Origin of the sequence: Acaryochloris marina MBIC11017, from assembly GCF_000018105.1 — a bacterium.
In the GTDB taxonomy this organism is placed as follows: Bacteria; Cyanobacteriota; Cyanobacteriia; order Thermosynechococcales; family Thermosynechococcaceae; genus Acaryochloris; species Acaryochloris marina.
On record NC_009925.1, the window covers coordinates 4,627,145 to 4,646,754 of the forward strand.

The following is a 19,610-nucleotide window of genomic DNA, read 5'->3' on the forward strand; positions in this document are numbered from 1 at the left end:
AATAACACAGTGGCTAGACTTGGGCTTTACCGTTCATATCAGACTCAACGTCAACCTCAACTAGACTTCGAGTGTATCGTCTTTCTCAATAGCAGCCCGCACTGCTCAATTTAATGGATAGCGCCAGCAAATCTGTACTGCTCCTACAGCCCCTAAAGTTCCAGGCTCAGGTATGGACAACCGCCCTACAATCCCAACAAATCGAAGTCATTGAAGAGCCTGTCGGCATCAGTTTCTCGCAACTCGCAGGTCAGCGCGATGCCATTGAACGGGCCAATATTGGACTGCTGCTAGTGGATCTAGGGGCTCAACACCTGAACGCCTTTGATATCTGTCGGTGGTATCACGACAATTACCCCGACCTCAAGCTGATTCTGACCGCAGGATTACGAAAAAAGGTTCTATCCACGGAGCGACGCTTAGCCCTGGAACAAGGTGCGGAAGACTTATTCCCTGGATTTCAACAAGATAATATTTTACCTGCGGCTATTGGTCGGGTGAGGCGGATCCTGGAGATCTTGAGATATCACCCCTTAGAAGAACAAAATCTGATCGATGATCTGATGGCCTTCTATCGCCACGGTGCCGTTCCCGCCCACAAATTACCGACCCCCACGGAAATGGCGTTTTCGACCTCTCGCCAGAGCTGCCCCATCGACTTCGAAGAAAACCCGCAAACTACTATCATCCTGCCAGAGCGGGCCTATTCGGTGCAGCGGTTGTCGAGTCCAGACGAGTCCTCCACGCCCGTTTCACCCCCATCCGCCCCCAAACCCAAGCTCAGCAAGTTCTATCTCAAAGCGTCTTTAGTTGCCTTGCTCCTGCTGATTGCAGGCTTCTGGGGATGGTTGCGGTCGCCTCATCAATTCCAGATCAGCCCCATTCAGGGGGCTGCTAATTTGGCACTCACCCCTACGTTTTCAGAAGTCCCTGATGTTCCAGAAGGGCTGTATAACTATGGCGGTAGCGCCACTTGGGCGTTGATCCGTCCTCGGGTCGAAGATGCGATCGCAGAGGTTTATCCCAACCTGCAGTTGCGCTATGTAGAAACCGTCCAGGGCACACCCGGCTCGGGTCAAGGCATCAAAATGCTCCTAGACGGCAAAATTGACTTTACCCAATCCACCCGCCCCCTCAAGGATGAAGAATATGAGATCGCAACCCAAAGAGGGTTCAAAGTCACCCAGCATGCCATTGGCCTGGATGGTATCGCGGTCGTCGTTCATCCTTCCCTGAACGTACCAGGCCTAACCGTTGCCCAACTGCGACAAATCTATTTAGGCAATATCAATAACTGGAATCAGCTAGGGGGACCGGATCGAGATATTATTCCTTTTTCGCGCCAATCTGGGGATTCTGGCACCGCAGATTATTTCCAAGAATATGTGCTCCAAAATGAACCCTTTAGTTCAACCGTTGTTCCCATCTACTCCACCACAGATGCCCTGCGCCAACTCAATGGCGCTACTGGGGGAATTTATTATGCCTCTGCTGCAGAAGTGCTCTACCAATGTATTGGCAAACCCATTCCCTTAGGACTCAGTCAAGATAAACTCATCCCTCCTCAACAAGGCAAGCCCACCCAGAATTGTCCCCCTACCCGGAATCAGCCGAATTTGGAGGCATTCCGCGATGGCAGCTACCCTATCACCCGATCGCTTTACGTCATTGTCAAAGAAAATAAAGATCGGGAGCAGTTGATTGGGGAAGCCTATACGGACATGATGTTGAGCGAGCAGGGCCAGCAACTCATTGAAAAAGCAGGTTTTGTCAGAATCGAATAACCTGCCGGGCCTTGAGCAACCGCAACGTTTAGATATCATCAACATCCCGGTGGACCGTCTCTGGTGAAAAGGCGGGTAAGCAAACTGCAATATACTCTGCACCATCCGGCGTGCCATACCGAATCCATTCCCCCGGTTCTGTAACGATAGCTTGCCCTGCCTGCACGTCCAAAACACCCCCCTCATACTCAACTCGCAATAGTCCTTGCAGGACAACGGTCATTTCTTGGAATTCGGGCTTTTGTCCAGGTTCTTGCCAGCCTGCAGGCGATACCATGCGGGCAACGCTGATATGGTCATGCTTGGAATTGACCCGTCCAAAAAATTCTTCAATCCGTTTGGGTTTATTCCCTGCAGCAGTGATAATCGTCGGCTGGGCAATCAAAGTGGGCATAACAGTCTCCTTTAGAGCTTGAGGGAAAAATGATAGCTGTTGATTTGCAGGCCCTCCCGCTGGTAAAACCGATGGGCGTCCACACGCTGCAAACCAGAATCTAAATGCAACTGAGCACAATCCTGCTGACGAGCATACTGAACAAGCCAGTCTAATAGTTGGTGTCCGTAATGTTGCGATCGCATCTGGGCATCGGTGATCAAATCATCAACATACAAAAATCGTCCCCAAGATAGGCTTTCGCTAATTCGAAATCCAGCAACAGAACAGACACACTCTGAATTGGATGCATAGGCCAATTGGTACCTGGACTGCATCTGGCTTTGGACTTGAGTAACAAAGTCGTGGAGTGTTAGGTGCGCTCTTAACTGCACCATCACTGGGTAACAGGCTCGAATCTGATCATCCGTTGTTGCAATCTGAATAGCCACGGTTAATTTTTGACACTATCTACAGCATTCAGCAGGGTATCTATTTTCAAGATAGAACCAAACATTAGGTTCACAACCGGAGAAATTCGCCCATAGCTCAAGCGGCACTAAACAACTTTTGCATAGACCACTTGATCGACAAACTGCCCCTCTTTGTACACCCCTTTACGGAAATATCCTTCTTGTTCAAACCCATTCTTTGCCAACGCTCGGATAGAACCGAGGTTGGTGCTAAACACCTTGGCATAGATTCTGACTAAGTTGAGTTCTCCTAAGCCATAGTCACTAATCCCTGCAATCGCTGCTGTGGCGATACCTTGCCCCCAAAAAGGCTGACTAACCCAGTAACTTAATACTCCGGAATAGCGACGAATATCATCATGGATTTGCAGACTTATGGAACCGATGGCTTCTTGGTCAGTGGCAATTGCCAAATACAGTCCATCAGCTCTGTGAAGAGCTTGAATAATCCATCGTTCTGCATCCTGGTGCGTACAGGGACAAGGGAACTCATCCCGCATGTTCCGCCAGATCTCTAGATTTTCAGCATATTTCTGAAATGATTCTGTATCTTGGATGGCCCACGGTCGTAATCTGAGTCCAGGTATTGGCAGGGGTAGAGACAAAGTGTTCATGACCAAGATGGGATCAAGAATTTAAGGGGTTGGACTAATCAAGGTCATCAGTGTCGCCGTTGACTCTGTTCTGGCACGGTTTTGTGTGCCAGCTTTAACCACCAAACAATCATTTTGGACCAGGTTAAAACTGCCATTCTGCGTGTCAATGGCAACAGAGTCAGAGAGGACGACAAACATTTCATCTGTATCTGTGTGGGTGTGCCAATTTGCGATCGCACCTCGCATCACTCGAATTTCGACCTGATTGCCATTAAAGTTATCGACCCATTCGCTGGCCCAAGTGGACGTACCACCGGAAAGTTTTTGGACAATCTCTAATAAATTAGCCAATATTTCACCCTCTCGTTGGCTTGGCATCATCTATGGCCACGATAACAATGATTTTTCCTTCATTGGCAACTTAAAAAATGATTGAGCACTCCTACCCCTAATGTAGAGGTTGGGCCAATTTTGAATCGATGCTGATGGGAATGTTCGATAATTGAAGAGCGCTTGCCCATCAGCGGTCAACCCAGCCCATCCAGGTTTAGTTATACCTAAGAAATTATGAGTATTCGAGTAAGCAAGCCCTGATGTCTTTAATCGATCCAACACAAACCTCCATTTCAGATCTGCGCCGTGATTATCGACAGCAGGCCCTTTTAGAAACAGAGGTCAATGCCAATCCCATCCTTCAATTTCAGTCTTGGTTTGAGCAAGCGGTCCAAGCAGAATTACCCGAACCAAATGCCATGACCTTAGCGACTGTCTCTGCAGACAGTCAGCCCTCTGCCCGCATGGTGTTATTGAAAGGGTTCGATCAGCAGGGATTCATTTTTTATACCAATTATCTCAGTCGAAAAGGGCAAGATTTAGCCCAAAGACCTTGGGCTGCCTTAGTATTTTGGTGGGCAGAATTGGAACGTCAGGTCCGAATTGAAGGGAAAGTGGTGAAGGTCAGTGACTCAGAAACGAAGGCCTATTTTGAGAGTCGGCCTCGGGGCAGTCAACTTGGGGCATGGGCATCAGACCAAAGCCAAGTGATTGGTGATCGCGATATTCTAGACCAGCGCCTGCAAGCACTGGAACAAAAATATCAGAATCAACCGATTCCCCGGCCTCCCCATTGGGGGGGCTATCGGGTCACCCCTCATCTGATCGAATTTTGGCAAGGGCGTACTAGCCGTCTCCATGACCGTCTCTGTTATCGATATTCGGATCAGGAGTGGATCCTTGAGCGATTATCTCCCTAAAGTTGAATAGCCTATGACACTCATCCAAGTTTGGGGATGCTTACTCATTTTCGTTCTATGTCCCTTATTGGGGGGCATACCGGCATCAGAATGGTTGATTCAACGCCTGCCTGCGCGTTCAAGAATATCCTGGCGCTATGGAGCGACGTTCTTAGAGGTGGGGATAGAGGCCAGTAAAGGGATCGCCAGTGTTTGCTTAGCTCGATATTACTTTCCTCGCGATCCGACCTGGTGGCTCATTGCCCTTATTGCCTTGGTCTTTGGGCAGTTTTGGCTTCGGAAATCAAAACAACTACTAGGTATCGTTGCTGGGGGCATGGTGTATAGCTGGCAGATTGCATTTTTGCTGCTGCTCATCGGAGGCATCAGTATTACCCTGCTGCGAGAACGTCGCATTGGGCGATTGGGACTGTTGGTCTTATTCCCTCTACTGGTCGGTCTATACACCCAACAAAGCTCGCAGATTATGGCAGCTATGGGCCTGAGTTTTGTAATAGCTTGGGTCGATGAGCAAGTGCCCCAGCCACCGGCTTCCATGGGGAGCAGCCCTAGTGAGTTAATGACCCTAGACCCAGCTAATGACGCCCATTTATTTGGTTTCTTTCAACGCGATCGCAACATTCGTACCCTAGACCATTCCCTCAAAGTTGACCAAGTTGGGCCGTTGGCAGTAGCCCTCAGCCAGCTCAAAGCCGATGGCTATAATATTCCCCCAGGTTGGGTGCTCCCCCCAGGCGACGATGCGGCTCCCCTTATTCAACTTCTCAACCCTAGTGCGGGCCAACCCCTCATGATTCGGTCTAGTGTCATTGGGGCTGATCCAGTTGGCCCTCCCCCCGAACCCGTTTTTCAAATCACCTCTCGTCGAGCTTTAGCTCAGGTCATTCGAGCTTGCCGCTCAGCCTATAGCGCGACGCATTCCTCGCCTCATTCTCAAGATCAGGGGGTTGCCGTTATGGTTCAAGTCCAAGTTAAGGGTCAATATAGTGGCTTAGTCAGGAGTCGAGACCTCCCTAATAGCGATCCTGACACCATGATCATTATCGGGGGTCCAGGTCCAACGCCGACTGAAGCCCTGATGCATCCTCAAATGCAACAGATTCGAGTGTCTGATTTAAAAGAAGCTCATTCCCAGGCTCTGCAACCACCTCAATCGCTTCCCTCAGAGTTAGTACAAAAGATAACTACGATGGCCCGATTCTTGGAGGCTCATTATCATGGCATTCCCCAACAAATTGAGTGGAGTGATGATGGAGATACCCTTTGGATATTAGCCGTGAGCGCCATCCAAGAATAATCTTGCCTACAATACAAAAGGTATAAATCCTGGCCCGCGTCGCAAGCACCCTATTGAACCTTATGAACGAACATCAATCTGTTGAGCACCCTACTCGCGGGTTACTAGCCTTGCTCGTCGTCTGCATTGTGACTTCGATTTTGCACTATGCCGATAATGTTCTGTTCTTTGATCAATACCCTGAACCGACCTGGTTTAATCCTTCCCTAGTAGATTTTCTCTGGTTTGTGATGACCCCTATTGGTATCGCAGGCTATATCTGCTGGAAGCAAGAGCGTCGATCCCTGGCATTAGGATTGCTATATCTCTATGTTGCCATGGGTCAGTTAACCCTAGGGCACTATGTCTATGCCCCCATCTGGGATCTAACCTGGAAAATGAATAGTCTAATTCTCTTGGAATCTTTGACCGCACTGATCTTTGGAGCCTATGTCGGCTGGTTACAAGTCCGCACAGCACCTACATTACCCCCCACCCATTCAAAATAAAGCTCGCACCCACCAAGATTTAGTCAACGGAGGCCAGGTATCTATGCAGTATCGTCGATTTGGCAGGACAGAACTGCAAATACCTGTCTTTTCCTGTGGCGGAATGCGATATCAGCATTCTTGGAAGGATGAACCTGGCTGGAAAGTTCCCAAAGCAAGCCAAGACAACCTGGACGCCACGATTCGTCGATCGATTGAGCTAGGGATTAACCATATTGAAACAGCCAGAGGTTATGGCACTTCAGAACTGCAGCTGGGAAGAATCCTGCCTACTTTTCCTCGCCATCAGTTAATCATTCAAACCAAGGTCGCTCCCAAAGAAAATGCCAAGGAATTTCGCAAGACGTTTGAGCAATCGTTGCGCAATCTAAACCTCGATTATGTCGACTTACTGGGGATTCATGGCATTAATACCCCCGAACTACTGGAATTTACCCTTCGCCCGGGTGGATGTCTCGATATAGCTCGCCAACTTCAGGAACAAGGCAAAGTCAAGTTTGTGGGTTTCTCTACCCACGGTCCAACTGATTTGATTGTGGAAACCATTCAGACGGATCAGTTCGATTACGTCAATTTGCATTGGTATTACATCAACCAGTTCAATTGGCCCGCTATTGAAGCCGCAACCCACCATGATGTCGGGGTCTTTATTATCAGTCCGTCGGATAAGGGGGGCATGTTGTATAAACCTTCACCAAAGTTAGTGGAGCTATGCCAACCCCTCAGCCCCATGGTTTTTAACGATTTATTCTGCCTAAGTCACCCTCTAGTCCATACCCTCAGTTTGGGGGCCGCTCGACCCAGTGATTTTGATGAGCACCTGAAAACATTAGAGTTACTTGATCAAGCAGAGACTTTACTACCGTCGATTTTAGAGCGACTGCAAGCAGCAGCGATCGCAACCTTAGGCGAAGATTGGGTCAACACTTGGCATCAAGGCTTGCCAACCCATGAGCAAACTCCCGGCAATATCAATATCCCTATCATTCTGTGGTTACGCAATTTAGCCCTAGCCTATGACATGCAGGAATATGCCAAGATGCGCTACAACCTGCTAGGACAAGCCAGTCACTGGTTCCCCGGCCAAAAAGCCACCCATCTGTCTGATTTTGATTTGAGTGAGTGCTTACAGACTAGCCCTCATGCTGACAAGATACCTGCCCTCCTGTCACAAACACACTCACAGTTAGGTGGGCAGTCTATACAAAGATTATCTCAAAGCTAATTGAATGATGGTTTTCAGCTTCTTGTGACACAAGGGGAATGGCTTATTTCAAACCATTGCTTCTGCCTAAAGGTAGTAAAACGATGACGCCTGTCTTGCGCTAGTCACCCTTCTTGGTCCAATAGAGTGAAAGATAGAACGTTGAGAGGAAGAAGTAAATTTTTAATCAAAATTGTTGTAAACTTAAACTTTCTTTGTAAAGAAGTTTTGTTTTTGTCTGCTAGAACATCAAAAAAATGACTTCTAATCATCTCATACTCGTTACTTAAAAATGAAAACCCTTAACTTTTTCTCTAGGTGAGTGAATAATTTGTGAAAAACCACTAGGGGTAAAAAAATCCAGACTACAGTTTCCTTGTGAATTAAATTATTTATTGTTCAGAGCAAATCAGATGTTTGAAGTTGTACTTCATTAGATGTATGACTCAGCTGTTCTGTTCCACGGGATAATTTGAAACGCAAAAGACGAACGACATGTTGTGTTGTAACGTTAGTTATTAAATTCAAGCTGCCGAATCTAAGTGGTTTAGGCAAGTTAATCTAACAGCAAAAAACGTAAGAAAAGCACCGACAGGGGGATGTTCTTAGTGAACAGTTGGTGCTTTAAGGCATTGGATAAATTTCAGTGCAGTTTTTGTTGATTTTAATGCTAACTCTATTGCAAAATCTGTTTGTTTGGACTTATCTCTTGGGCGAGCTTTCATCACCAAAGCCCATTGCTACTAAACACTTTCAGCGGTAACTACTCATGAAATTCCAAAAAATCGCACCACTTGCGGTCCTAATCTCCCTTGGCGCTGCTGCATTACCTGCGGCAGCAGGTGAGTCCTATGTTGAAAATAGCTATAGACTCAAAAGTACTTTTAACGGCCATTCCACAACGAATGTGAATGTCCATGAAACTTATAACGCCAATACTTGGGCTGATTCTTCCGCTGTTAAGACTGAGTGGGGATCCACAACTGTCACTGAAGCCAAGGATGGGCGCACGTTCCACGAAACAGAATCCTTTGATATTGTCACAGAAAGTTCTGCCCGAGAAGATGGCCGGTTGTCCAGAACAGTTGATGTGAGTACTACAGAAAGCTATGATTTTTCTGGCTTTGATAAGGATCACAGAGTCACCAGTGGTTTCTCGTTCTAACTGAATTTAGTTAGTTCCTTGGGGCAACACATCGTTGCCCCTCTGTTATTCAGGAGAAAACACTCATGCACACTCGTCTAATACTTTGTGCATCAGTTGTGAGTTTGTGCGCAATTTCTTCCCAGTCTGCGCTTGCCCAAACCACCACAAACAATATCGATGCACCTAATAATGCAACTTCAACAGCTAATCCGGCGGTAGATTTGAACCAGCAAGGTTCATTAGTCAATACTCAAGTCAATACCCATCCATTAGGACGCAGCATTGTCGGTCGAGGGGTCGCAGATTGCACGAGTAATGGCATTGCTGTTTCTGCTTTTGGAAACGGGATTGGGCCTTTTGACACAGGTACGCTGGGCGGTTCGTTTACCTATACCCATTCTTTTGGGATGGCAACCTGTAACGAATATGCTCAAACTCAACTTTCCAAATCAAAACTGGAAAACTGCTTGTTGCTCATTAGCAACTATTCCAAGATGGTCAAAGCTGGCGTCAAAGTCAGTTACCAAGCATTAAAAGCTATTGGTGGTGTTGATTGTCCACCTGTAGTTGTTCAAAGTGCAGTGGCCCCAGCAAATGGTCCCCTAGGTCGTAATGCTGTTCCTCCGCATCAAAACCAATCCCAACCTGTTGTGAGTCAACAGAACCAGTTACAGCGCCAGCAGCAACAGATTACGCCGAATCGCCATCAGGTTCAGCAGCGGCAAAATATACCTCAACATCAACAAAAACCTCATCACTCAATTCCATCAACTCCAGTGGCTTCTTCGCAACCAGCACCTGCATATTAAAGATAGCAGCGGTGATTATTTTGCAATTGTCAATACTCTCATTGATGATGTAGCAAGCTAGCGATTGTTGCTGAATTTTGTATGTAAAAAATGTGAGCCCATTGACTGTTTGGCGTCAAGTCACAAAAGCAATATGAACAACAAATTTTATGTTTTGTTGTTATGGAGTTTGAGCTGATGTTTAAGAACTATCTAAGCAATTATCTGTGTGACTTAGAGAGATTTTGTTGGACGAATTGATAATTTTGAAATCGTGAAGTACTTATTGACCACTGGATTTCTGGTTTTCGCTGGAGTTGTGGCTAAGCCAGCTGTGGCCCAGAATGCTACAGCAACCACTGTGACAACGTTTGTGGTGTCACCCACTGGACATACCGTTATTGAACGCAATATTCATGACTCCGTCCAATCTCATCAAAATTCTGTCTCTCTAACCACGGATAGCCAGAGCGGTTCTTCCCAAACCTCGAATACGGAAGGGGGGAGGACGACACAAACGACTTATAACTATGGCAGTACTGCAACGAGTATTGCTGTAGAGAATATTGACATAACGCGAGAAGTAGAAGTTGAATTTCGTGAAGAATATGACTTTAACGAAGTCTTGATTATCAATAATTCCACGACAGGCTACAGCTTTTAACCTTATTTTTTTCAAATCAGTGCAAGTTCCAGCATCACTCTTAAGACGAATAGCCTCTGGTCCGAGGCAGGGAATAGTGATGCTTCTGATCGCTGCACAGATGGTGGTCATCCCGCTGCAAAGCATCGCGCAAACAACAAATTCGATTGATGCTGGCAATACAGCTGAGACAGATACTAGTCCAGAGCTAGAGCTGATTCAAGGGGGTGTCTTAACCAATTCACGACCGAGGCAGCGCCCCCTCGGTAAAGCAATTGTTGGCAAAAGTCTAAGTGACTGTACGACGAGTGGTTTAGCAGTGTCAGTCTTTGGAACTGGGATTGGCCCTTTTGATGATGGCTCAATCGGCGGCTCTTTTACTTATACTCAATCAGCAGGCATGGAAGCTTGTAAACGGCATGCACGTTCCCAGTTAACCCGCATCAAACTAGAAACATGTTTGCTGTTGATTAGTAACTATTCAAAAATGAAGAAGGCAGGCATTAAGGTGAGTTACCAAGCCTTACAAAAAGCGTCGGGCGTGGAGTGTCCTAACTTGACTCTAGAGCAGATTGCACCAGGTGCAGTCATTAACAATTAGCAGAATCCACGCCTTTCAGCTTATTCAGCAGAGACTTTAACCGATAGGATTTTGTCCCCCTGACGAATGGCATTCACTACATCCATATCTTGGGTTTGCCCGAAAGTCGTATGCACGCCATCCAAATGAGGTTGAGGGGCATGGCAAATAAAGAATTGGCTGCCGCCTGTATCCCGACCTGCATGGGCCATGGATAGAGTTCCAGCTTGGTGTTTGTTGTTATTAATTTCGCACTTAATGGTGTAGCCAGGGCCACCCGTTCCTGTTCCTTTTGGGCAACCCCCTTGGATCATAAAATTAGGAATGACACGATGAAAAGATAAGCCGTCATAAAACCCTTTATTGGCTAAGTCAACGAAATTTTTGACGGTGTTAGGGGCGTCCTGATCAAATAAATCAAGATTAATCGTACCTTTGTCTGTTTCCATTATGGCTTTGGTCATGGTAATCCTAACTTTTTGATATTGTCTGCAACTTTGGCATCCTATCTTGGGACCAAGGGGATTGCAATTCAATTTTTACGTTAATCCCTTTTTCATTACTCATGCACACCCATCCACTCTGGCGGACAAAACTTCGACAGTTTCGGGGCTTCCTCAAACGACGGCGTCGCTGCTTGGGTATTGTTCTATTGCTGAATGGTGGCTTGTGGGGAATACCTGCCCTCTATATGGTGATTCGAACACCACCCACACCAAAGGTCAGTCTACCGAACATAAATCAATTGCGACAGTCAAAATACGACCTTTACGTCGTCAATTGGGGGTTTCATACTGCTATTCTCATTGAGCAACCTCAGGGATGGAAGCTCGGCCCTCCCAACGCTCCGACTTCCCGTTATGTTGAGTATGGTTGGGGAGATAAGCAGTTTTTTATGATGTCTGATACCTCGCTCTTGACGACGCTTGCTGCTGGTATTTTTCCAACGGATTCTGTCATGTATCTGAGAGGTCGAGATACGCTACTTGAGGCCCAAAACTATGCACGGCAACTGTATTACCGACAAATCTCTGCCCAACAACTTTATGATTTGATTACGACGCTAGAGCAAAGCTTCCGACGTCAAGCGGGGGAACGGAGTATGCCCTATCCGCCAGTTTCTAATTTTAAGGGGCAGTTTTATCCAGGTCGTGAGTATTATGTGATTTGGTCTGATTGTAATGCCTGGACCATTCGCCATCTTCAAGAGATTGAGGTTGCCCACTCCTTGGTACCCGTGATCTTTGCAGAGCAAGTAGGCCCGAGTTTACAAGGCTTTCAACTGATTCGAGGGACGCATTAATTCAGCCCCTGTCCCTACCCCCCAATTATATAAGGAGCTGCCCTTTGAAATTGTTCAGGCAGGACACCCATGGCCCACAATAATATTCAAAATTACATTCTTAAAATATGGATCAACAGTTAAAAGCTGTTAGTAAGTTTCTCAGCTATATTCTTCGACATCGACCTGAGGCGATTAGTTTAGAACTGAATGCAGGTGGCTGGGCAGCTATTTCTGAATTAATTCAATGCGCTAGCAAGCATGACCATTTCTTATCTGAAGAAATTATCAAAGAAGTAGTTGTTTCTAATGACAAGAAGCGGTTTAAATTAAGTGAAGATGGCCAATATATTCGAGCTAACCAAGGACATTCCATTCGGGTTGACTTGGATTTATTGCCTTTGACACCTCCTGATGTTTTATTCCATGGAACAGCCACACGGTTTTTAGCGTCTATCATGGCGAAGGGCCTACTCCCTTCAGGACGTCAACATGTCCATCTTTCAGCGTCATACGAAACTGCGATCGCAGTGGGCAGACGGCATGGCAAACCCACGGTATTGGAAATTAATGCCCAAAAAATGCAAGGTGACGGCTATCTGTTTTATCGTTCTGAAAATGGTGTTTGGCTCACCGATCATGTGCCTGCTCAGTATTTCGTAGAAGTAGAATAAAATTAGCTCAATCTATAACCCCTAGGCTCTATTGCGACAGACAAATAAAAACCATACAATAGAGATGTTTGATAATAAAAAGTGAAAGGGAATAATTGGCTTAATACTGACACCGATTACCCTTTCAAATCTACATTTTATTCAATATTCAGGCTGTCCCCCTAACCTCATCATTAATTGCTATGAATTTCAAGACTCTATTGATATCGTTTAGCCTAGTCTTGATGAGCGGTTTCAGTGTCTCTGCTTACAGGAGCAACGTCCATTCAGAGATTGAAACTCCCCCACAGCAAACGAATCCTGACTGTAAGTATCCTCCCTGCGACTAATTAGGGGCACTGACAAATTATCCGGCCTTTAGTTAATCATTCTGTTCAATTCAATTAGCCACCCATAGTATTCCTCTCCTTTTTGGCTGCGGGGAAGATCAACTTGTGTGCAGATGAGAGTGACAAGTTCTTGCACTCGGGGGCGATCTGTTACGGAAATAATGGACCAATCAGGGTCTTGGGCGAACGCTTCGGTCAAAGACACAGACATATGTTTAGACTCAGACACTGAATGGTAATCGGATTCATGCCCCAAGAATGCCGATGAAAAAACGCTCAGTGGTTAGAGGAAATCTAACTACTGAGCAATATTTACACGGGTTTATTGGGGTACTAGGATACTTTCAAGAGATAAGGCTTAATCATCATCATCTCTGCCACGATTCAGCCAGCGATCAAGCTTGTCTTGGAAATCACCTCGTCGATCTCCTTTGCGCCAATTTTCATTTTCGTAGTCCCGGTCGCGACGACGAGAGCGCCAATAATCTTCCTCTCTACGACGACGACGATTTTCCCAACGGCGACGTCTCTCTAATCGACGGCGGCGTTCCTTCCAGCGACGTTCTCGCTCTTTTTCCCATTTACGACGATCTTCCCATCGTTGCCGACGCCAACGATAATCGCGATCGGACTCATATCTATCACGGCAATAGAGACGACCATATCGACGCCAACAGTAGCGCTTTTGACGTCGAAATCGATCTCTGCGTGCAATGAGTGAAGAGGCTTGCTCTTCTTGGACTTGTTGTGTGTTCTCTTGGCTTAGGATTACTGCTTGGACGGGGGAAATAAATGCCGTCGCACCCATTAGGGCGGCAGCCAACATCACGGCGGATTTAGCCATTGCTTTATTACTCAGCTTTATCGGTTACTCTCAAGTGTTAGATTAGTCTCAAAGCCTAGGCATGTCAGTCTAATGGCAGCCAAAATCGAAGCATAAATAAATAGAAACTCGTTAACCTGGAAGTGGAAAAAAGTAGAAACAAGTGGAATTCAAGACCTTCCAAGCAATTGATAAAAACCAGAGATGAAAACCCTTCCCAAAGGATTCTCTACTGTGACTTGAGTGGGTCATTAAATTAGATGAAACCTCACCAATGGGATGATTTTTTGAAGCATATTGCTCAAGAAGTAAACTTAACGGGCAAAGTCAAAAGTATTTTTCTGACTCGTTTCGCTTATGAGCATTGGCGCAAACCTGATAAAGAGGTTTGGCCCCTGGCGCAAGCAGCCAGTCATGAATCCTATAAAAAGCAAATGACGACGGTTTATTCTGCTTTTGCTAGTCACACAGATCATGGCTGTGCTGAACTCGATTTACTGAGTAAAGGGCCGGGAAAATTCAATATTTTGCGGGACTGGTTACAGGATATACAGTATCCCAAATGGCTGCAAATGCGAGCAGCGGTCTTGCCTCAAGATTTACCCATCTTGAATTATCGAACCCCCTTATCCGCAAACTCTCCGTTTTATATTGATAGACCTCCCACGGAAGCTGACTGTACTCAAGCCATTCAGCAATCTGGAGCCCTAGTTCGGATTAAGGCCCCTGCCCAAATGGGTAAAACTTCGTTGCTGCGCCAGCTTTTATTCCAGGCCCAGACTTTAGAATATCAGCCCATTTATCTGAATTTTCGCGAAGCTGAGACGTCTATTTTTACGACTTTAGATAAATTCCTACAATGGTTTTGTGCCAATATTTGTCGTGAATTAGGATTGCCCCCCAAACTTGATCAGTATTGGGCTGAAGACATATATGGCAGCTTAATGAGCTGCAAAACGTACTTTCAAACCTATTTGTTACCCAACGTTGATCTTGCCTTAGTCTTAGCCTTAGATAACGTCGATCGACTGTTTGAGTATCCTCATATTGCCCAAGACTTTTTACCCATGTTGCGTTCTTGGAATGAAGAGGCAAATACTCAGACCATCTGGCAGAAAATTCGCTTGGTGATTGCTCATTCCACTGAAATTTACATTGAGCTAGATGCGCATCAATCCCCCTTTAATGTGGGGTGGCCTATTAAACTCCTGGGTTTTACCCCTGAACAAATGCAGGATTTAGCCCGTCTGTATCATTTGGATAGCAAATTAGACGTTCAGTCTCCTGACATCTTTCAAGCCTTGAAGGCCCTAATCGGTGGTCACCCATACCTAGTCCATCTCACCTTTGATGCCCTACGCCGCCAGCAGCTTCAGCTTGATCACCTGTTACAACAAGCGCCTACCCAAAGTAGTATTTACAGCACCCATCTACGGGGACTGTGGAATACCTTACAGGGACAACCTCAGTTGGCCACCGCCATGTATCGAGTAGTGACCGAATCTCCTCAAGTCCGGTTGGAACCGATTCAGGCCTATCAACTTGAGAGTATGGGGTTAGTCAGTCTCTCGGGAGATTATGTCCAGCCCAGTTGTGACCTCTATCGTCAGTACTTTGCCAATATGCCGTTGAATAATCATGAATTCGACAGCCTATAAAGTGGGCGGTAGTTTAGGCTACGACCACCCTTCTTACGTCACCCGCCAAGCCGATCATGACCTGTTAGCAGCCCTCAATCAGGGAGATTTCTGCTATGTCTTCAACAGTCGCCAAATGGGAAAGTCAAGCCTGAAAGTCCGGGCGATGCATCATCTAGCAGATCAGCATCACTCCTGTGTCTCTATGGATATGACCTTGCCAGGCAGCCAAGTGCAGGAACAACAGTGGTATGCCAGTCTGATGGTTCAACTCTGGCAGGGATTAGCTCTGACGGACCAGCTTAACCTTAAGCAATGGCTACAAGCCCAAGATTATTTATCCCCTGTACAGCAACTGAAGCACTTTATCGATGAAGTGTTATATCAGCATGTTCCTGATCGTAAAATTTTTATCTTTATTGACGAAATCGATAAAATTCTCAGTCTTCCGTTTTCCGTCGATGATTTTTTTGCCTTAATCCGCTGGTTTTACAATCAACGGGCAGAGAATGCCAGTTATAACCGATTAACCTTTGCCCTATTTGGGGTTGCGACCCCTTCCGATCTGATTCAGGATAAAACCCAGACCCTGTTTAATATTGGCCATGCCATTGAACTGGCTGGCTTCACCCCTGAAGAAGCGAGACCGCTCCAGGGAGGATTGCAGCCTTATGTGTCCAATACCGAAGCGGCCTTACAAGCCATAGTGGCCTGGACAGGAGGACAACCTTTTTTATCGCAAAAGCTATGTCAATTGGTGATCCAGCAGCAGACTAATATCCCTGCGGGGCAAGAAGAAGCTAGCATTGCAGCATTGGTGCGATCGCACATCATCGATCATTGGTCTACCCAAGACGAGCCCGTCCATTTACGCACGATTCGAGATCGACTCCAGCATCATCCGGCCCGCACGGGACAGCTCCTAGGGCTGTATCGTCAGATCCTAGACCAAGACTCCGTAATTGCTGATGGCAGTACAGCCCACAGTGAACTCCAGCTATCAGGGTTAGTGGTCAATCGTCAGGGGCAACTCACCGTCTATAATCGCATCTATCGTCATATCTTTACCCCCGCCTGGATAGAACAGGAACTGGCCGCCCTTCGCCCTTATGCTGAAATGATGCAGGCCTGGGAACGATCAGACCGCCAAGATACCTCACGCCTTCTACGGGGTCAGGCCTTACAAGATGCCTTGGACTGGTCCCAAGAGCAGCAGCTCAGCAACCAGGATTACCAATTCCTAGCAGCGAGTCAGGCGCTAGATAAGCAAATCGCCATTGATAATGAGCGGAAAGCGAGAGACCTAGAGCGTCTGAGTACCCAACTTGATGCCGAAAAACAAGCCAAACAGACTCTAGCTGCTGCCTATGCGGATGCCAAACGGAAACTAAGACTAGGGACTGGCATTCTGACTTTGTCCTTAATCGGAGCCATTTCGACGTCTATTTGGGTCAACCATGCCTTGCAGCAGCAGCAAATCGCCCAAACCCAGTCCATTGAATGGGCTGGTAAAAGTGCACTCCAGCAATTTGACTTTGACCAGGTTTCGGCCCTGCTCACAGCCCTGGAAGCAGGGCAAAATCTCCGGCCTCTGGTGAGTCAACATCAGTCTTTACAGAACTATCCCACCACCACGCCCCTCATCGCCTTACAGGAGATTTTGCAGCATATTTGGGAGCGGAATCGGTTAGAAGGTCATGCTGCTACGGTCAATAGCATCAGCTTTAGTCCCGATGGCCAGTCAATGGCCACCGCCTCCCGGGATGGTACGGCCCGACTATGGAACCTACAGGGCCAAACCCAAACAATTCTCACGGGGCACCAAGGTGATGTCTACAATATTGCCTTTAGTCCTGATGGCCAGCGCCTTGCCACCGCCTCTCAGGATCGAACCATTCGTCTGTGGACTCGGTCGGGGCAAACGGTACGGATCTTGCAGGGACATCAAGGCGATATCTATGACTTGAGCTGGAGCGGAGACGGTAATTATATCGCCTCAGCCTCGAAGGATGGCACCGCTATTGTCTTCGATCGCCAAGGGAATCAACGGGTGCGATTTCAACAGCACCAAGACTCGATCTATGCCATTAGTATTAGTCCCGACAGCCAGAAGATTGCTACCACCTCTCGAGATGGGACCCTTCGTATCTGGACCCCTACGGGTAAGCAGCTCTTGGTGCTAAAAGGGCATCAAGGTGCAATCTATGATGTCAGCTTTAGCCCCGATGGTCAGCAACTTGTCACGGCGGGGGCAGATCAAACGGTACGATTGTGGAGCATCCAAGGCAACCCTATAAAAATCTTTAGAGGCCACCAGGGAGCGGTCTATGACGTCAGCTTTAGTGCAACGGGGCAGTGGCTAGCCTCTGCCTCCGGTGATAAAACCATTCGATTATGGGATCAATCGGGGCAGGCGTTACAGGTTTTAAGGGGGCACCAAGGCGCGGTCTATAGCGCTCAGTTTAGTCCCCAAGGGAACCTTCTCGCGACCACCTCCAATGACGAAGATAGTGCTCATATCTGGCAGGTTCGGTCTGCTTGGCTGGCCCAACAACAGCGGCAACTTCAGGGTAGAATCTCCAGTTTGAGTTTCAGTATAGACAGCCCGGATCTGATCACCGCTTGGGAAAAAGGTTCTTTGTCCATCGGGAACCCTACTCAATCCACCTTCAAACGCCTAAACAGTCAAGTCAAGGCCGTTACGAGTCTAAGCTTCCAGGCACACCAACAGCTCCTGGTCGCAGCCACCAAGCAAGGTACCGTTCACCTCTACAAAAAAGACCAGAGCCTCCAAACCTTCCCAGCCCACAAAGATACCATCTACAATATCCAACTCAACCCTCAGAAGAATCTGATTGCAACCGCCTCCAGGGATGAAACCGTCAAACTATGGAATTACAAGGGAGAGCAGCAAGCCTTACTAAAAGGCCATACTGGGGCGGTTTATACCGTTCGCTTTAGTCCCGACGGGCAGCTTCTCATGACCACATCTGAGGATGGTACGGCTCGCTTATGGACCCTAACCGGGAATTTGATAGCTCAACTGCCGGATCACCAAGGGGCGGTGTATGACGGTCGCTTTAGTCCTGATGGCCAGACCCTCGCGACTGCATCAGAAGATGGCCAAATTCGTCTGTGGACGCGTCAGGGTCAACAGATTTCTGCTTTTCGCAATTACCCCAGTTCCGTGTATCGCTTACGGTTTAGTCCCAATGGCCAACGCATCGCCACTGGCTCAACGGATGGCAATATCCAACTCTGGGACTTACAAGGCAACCTCCAAATGGAATTTGATGGTCACGCTACAGTCATCCAAGATCTTAGCTTTGACCTCCAGGGCCAGCAATTAACGTCCGTTGCCAATGACGGATCCATTCAGACTTGGCAGCTGTCTGAGACCCCTCAAGCCCATTTAGATGCTTTACTTCAGCGAGGTTGCGATTGGCTAGCTGACTATTTAGACCGTCATCCTCAGGAACAGTTATCTGTCTGCCAAGAGCCATAGCCTCTAAGCCATAGGCTATTATGGTGCGGTTTTCTTAGGCGCTTTCTTGAAAAACATGGTGGGGGGTAAATCTTCTTCAGCTGGGGGCATCGTATTATTCATGCCAGATTGAGCAACATGTTCCTTGGTCAGAGTGGCGTGAGGATTGAAAGTATGGGGAAGGGTACTGCGAATATCGATGCCTTCGACACTCACCTGGTTTAGCCCCGATGAAGACAAGGTTAGCAAACGATAGGACGCTTTAACATTCCCTAGCATGACAGCATCCCCCTCGATCAAAGTATGAGAGGTCGTCCGTTCACCATTAACGACGACACCATTGGTGCTCAGCTTACCCGTTGCATCTCCATCGACAATTCGGTAGCTATAACCAGAACTATTAGTCCCGGGGATACGCAATAGCATGGCATGAAAACGGGATACTGCTTTGGACGCAGGCAACACAATGGAATTTTTTTTATCTCGCCCTAGAGAATAGGTGGGGGACTCTAACAATACACAGCGAATCCCCTCTTCTTCTTCAATCATCAACACATGACAATCTTGGGTAACCACTGTCGGCAGTGCTGGAGCTTGTACATTCATAATGTCTGTTTTAGAAGAAGAACGGCGAATGGACGGCCATTATTGGCTTTAGTCTTAAGGTAAAAGCGCAATGCAGTCTGGTGCCACCGTAAAAACTCGTAAGTTTGGGTCCTTACTACCTAAAAGGAGAAAATCCTCTGTAGATATCA

At 47.1% G+C, this 19,610-nt stretch carries 21 protein-coding genes; 13 read left to right on the plus strand and 8 right to left on the minus strand.

Going from position 1 to position 19,610, the window contains the following annotated elements; translation table 11 throughout:
- The first annotated feature begins 113 nt into the window (after nucleotides 1–113).
- On the plus strand, nucleotides 114–1,784 hold the full coding sequence (locus AM1_RS41120) for a PstS family phosphate ABC transporter substrate-binding protein (RefSeq protein ID WP_148215787.1): 1,671 nt from the start codon (nucleotides 114–116) through the stop codon (nucleotides 1,782–1,784).
- A 28-nt stretch (nucleotides 1,785–1,812) separates the two neighbouring features.
- Here AM1_RS41120 and AM1_RS20815 read toward each other — a convergent pair whose 3' ends face one another.
- The 4 genes from AM1_RS20815 to AM1_RS20830 form a co-directional block, all read right to left on the minus strand.
- Nucleotides 1,813–2,178, minus strand: coding sequence for a cupin domain-containing protein (locus AM1_RS20815; protein ID WP_012164871.1), 366 nt, complete (start codon nucleotides 2,176–2,178; stop codon nucleotides 1,813–1,815).
- Between the two features lie 11 nt (nucleotides 2,179–2,189).
- A complete protein-coding gene (locus tag AM1_RS20820; RefSeq protein ID WP_012164872.1) occupies nucleotides 2,190–2,609 on the minus strand; it encodes a GNAT family N-acetyltransferase in 420 nt (139 codons plus the stop codon).
- A 107-nt stretch (nucleotides 2,610–2,716) separates the two neighbouring features.
- Nucleotides 2,717–3,244 (minus strand): GNAT family N-acetyltransferase, encoded by a 528-nt coding sequence (locus AM1_RS20825; RefSeq protein ID WP_012164873.1) that lies wholly within the window; start codon nucleotides 3,242–3,244, stop codon nucleotides 2,717–2,719.
- A gap of 21 nt (nucleotides 3,245–3,265) precedes the next feature.
- A complete protein-coding gene (locus tag AM1_RS20830) occupies nucleotides 3,266–3,607 on the minus strand; it encodes a cupin domain-containing protein (protein ID WP_041660085.1) in 342 nt (113 codons plus the stop codon).
- 212 nt (nucleotides 3,608–3,819) lie between these two features.
- Here AM1_RS20830 and pdxH point away from each other — a divergent pair, with 212 nt between their 5' ends.
- The 8 genes from pdxH to AM1_RS20870 all read left to right on the plus strand — a co-directional run bounded on the left by pdxH (nucleotide 3,820) and on the right by AM1_RS20870 (nucleotide 10,647).
- Complete coding sequence (gene pdxH / locus AM1_RS20835; RefSeq protein ID WP_012164875.1) at nucleotides 3,820–4,479, plus strand: pyridoxamine 5'-phosphate oxidase; 660 nt, start codon at nucleotides 3,820–3,822, stop codon at nucleotides 4,477–4,479.
- 13 nt (nucleotides 4,480–4,492) lie between these two features.
- Complete coding sequence (locus tag AM1_RS20840; RefSeq protein WP_012164876.1) at nucleotides 4,493–5,776, plus strand: PEP/pyruvate-binding domain-containing protein; 1,284 nt, start codon at nucleotides 4,493–4,495, stop codon at nucleotides 5,774–5,776.
- Between the two features lie 62 nt (nucleotides 5,777–5,838).
- Entirely contained in the window at nucleotides 5,839–6,264 is a 426-nt protein-coding gene (locus tag AM1_RS20845; RefSeq protein ID WP_012164877.1) for a hypothetical protein, read from the plus strand.
- A 43-nt stretch (nucleotides 6,265–6,307) separates the two neighbouring features.
- A complete protein-coding gene (locus AM1_RS20850) occupies nucleotides 6,308–7,489 on the plus strand; it encodes an aldo/keto reductase (protein WP_012164878.1) in 1,182 nt (393 codons plus the stop codon).
- 748 nt (nucleotides 7,490–8,237) lie between these two features.
- Nucleotides 8,238–8,633, plus strand: coding sequence for a hypothetical protein (locus tag AM1_RS20855; RefSeq protein WP_012164880.1), 396 nt, complete (start codon nucleotides 8,238–8,240; stop codon nucleotides 8,631–8,633).
- A 65-nt stretch (nucleotides 8,634–8,698) separates the two neighbouring features.
- Nucleotides 8,699–9,424: a hypothetical protein gene (locus tag AM1_RS20860; RefSeq protein ID WP_012164881.1), complete on the plus strand. Its 726-nt coding sequence runs from the start codon at nucleotides 8,699–8,701 to the stop codon at nucleotides 9,422–9,424.
- Between the two features lie 298 nt (nucleotides 9,425–9,722).
- The gene (locus AM1_RS20865) at nucleotides 9,723–10,067 is read left to right on the plus strand and encodes a hypothetical protein (protein ID WP_238549029.1); all 345 of its coding nucleotides are present in this window, start codon (nucleotides 9,723–9,725) and stop codon (nucleotides 10,065–10,067) included.
- A gap of 79 nt (nucleotides 10,068–10,146) precedes the next feature.
- Nucleotides 10,147–10,647 carry a hypothetical protein gene (locus tag AM1_RS20870; RefSeq protein WP_012164883.1) on the plus strand — a complete coding sequence of 167 codons (501 nt, stop codon included), beginning with the start codon at nucleotides 10,147–10,149 and terminating at the stop codon, nucleotides 10,645–10,647.
- Between the two features lie 20 nt (nucleotides 10,648–10,667).
- On the opposite strand, the gene AM1_RS20875 is transcribed toward AM1_RS20870, so the two are convergent.
- Nucleotides 10,668–11,090, minus strand: coding sequence for a peptidylprolyl isomerase (locus AM1_RS20875; protein ID WP_010469848.1), 423 nt, complete (start codon nucleotides 11,088–11,090; stop codon nucleotides 10,668–10,670).
- 101 nt (nucleotides 11,091–11,191) lie between these two features.
- On the opposite strand from AM1_RS20875, the gene AM1_RS20880 reads away from it, so the two are divergent.
- Nucleotides 11,192–11,929, plus strand: a complete 738-nt coding sequence (locus AM1_RS20880) for a DUF2459 domain-containing protein (protein WP_012164884.1) — start codon at nucleotides 11,192–11,194, stop codon at nucleotides 11,927–11,929.
- Between the two features lie 107 nt (nucleotides 11,930–12,036).
- Nucleotides 12,037–12,582, plus strand: coding sequence for an RNA 2'-phosphotransferase (locus AM1_RS20885; protein WP_012164885.1), 546 nt, complete (start codon nucleotides 12,037–12,039; stop codon nucleotides 12,580–12,582).
- A 357-nt stretch (nucleotides 12,583–12,939) separates the two neighbouring features.
- Here the strand turns inward: AM1_RS20885 and AM1_RS20890 are convergent, their stop codons facing one another.
- Together AM1_RS20890 and AM1_RS20895 are read right to left on the minus strand one after the other, a co-directional pair.
- On the minus strand, nucleotides 12,940–13,122 hold the full coding sequence (locus tag AM1_RS20890) for a hypothetical protein (protein WP_012164886.1): 183 nt from the start codon (nucleotides 13,120–13,122) through the stop codon (nucleotides 12,940–12,942).
- A gap of 147 nt (nucleotides 13,123–13,269) precedes the next feature.
- Nucleotides 13,270–13,755, minus strand: a complete 486-nt coding sequence (locus AM1_RS20895) for a hypothetical protein (protein WP_012164887.1) — start codon at nucleotides 13,753–13,755, stop codon at nucleotides 13,270–13,272.
- 239 nt (nucleotides 13,756–13,994) lie between these two features.
- Between AM1_RS20895 and AM1_RS20900 the strand changes: the two genes are divergently transcribed.
- Nucleotides 13,995–15,392 (plus strand): AAA-like domain-containing protein, encoded by a 1,398-nt coding sequence (locus tag AM1_RS20900; RefSeq protein WP_012164888.1) that lies wholly within the window; start codon nucleotides 13,995–13,997, stop codon nucleotides 15,390–15,392.
- On the plus strand, nucleotides 15,373–18,876 hold the full coding sequence (locus tag AM1_RS20905; RefSeq protein WP_012164889.1) for a WD40 domain-containing protein: 3,504 nt from the start codon (nucleotides 15,373–15,375) through the stop codon (nucleotides 18,874–18,876). Before AM1_RS20900 ends, AM1_RS20905 begins: the two co-directional genes overlap by 20 nt.
- A gap of 18 nt (nucleotides 18,877–18,894) precedes the next feature.
- Here AM1_RS20905 and AM1_RS20910 read toward each other — a convergent pair whose 3' ends face one another.
- Nucleotides 18,895–19,461 (minus strand): FHA domain-containing protein, encoded by a 567-nt coding sequence (locus tag AM1_RS20910; protein ID WP_012164890.1) that lies wholly within the window; start codon nucleotides 19,459–19,461, stop codon nucleotides 18,895–18,897.
- Nucleotides 19,462–19,610 lie beyond the last annotated feature (149 nt).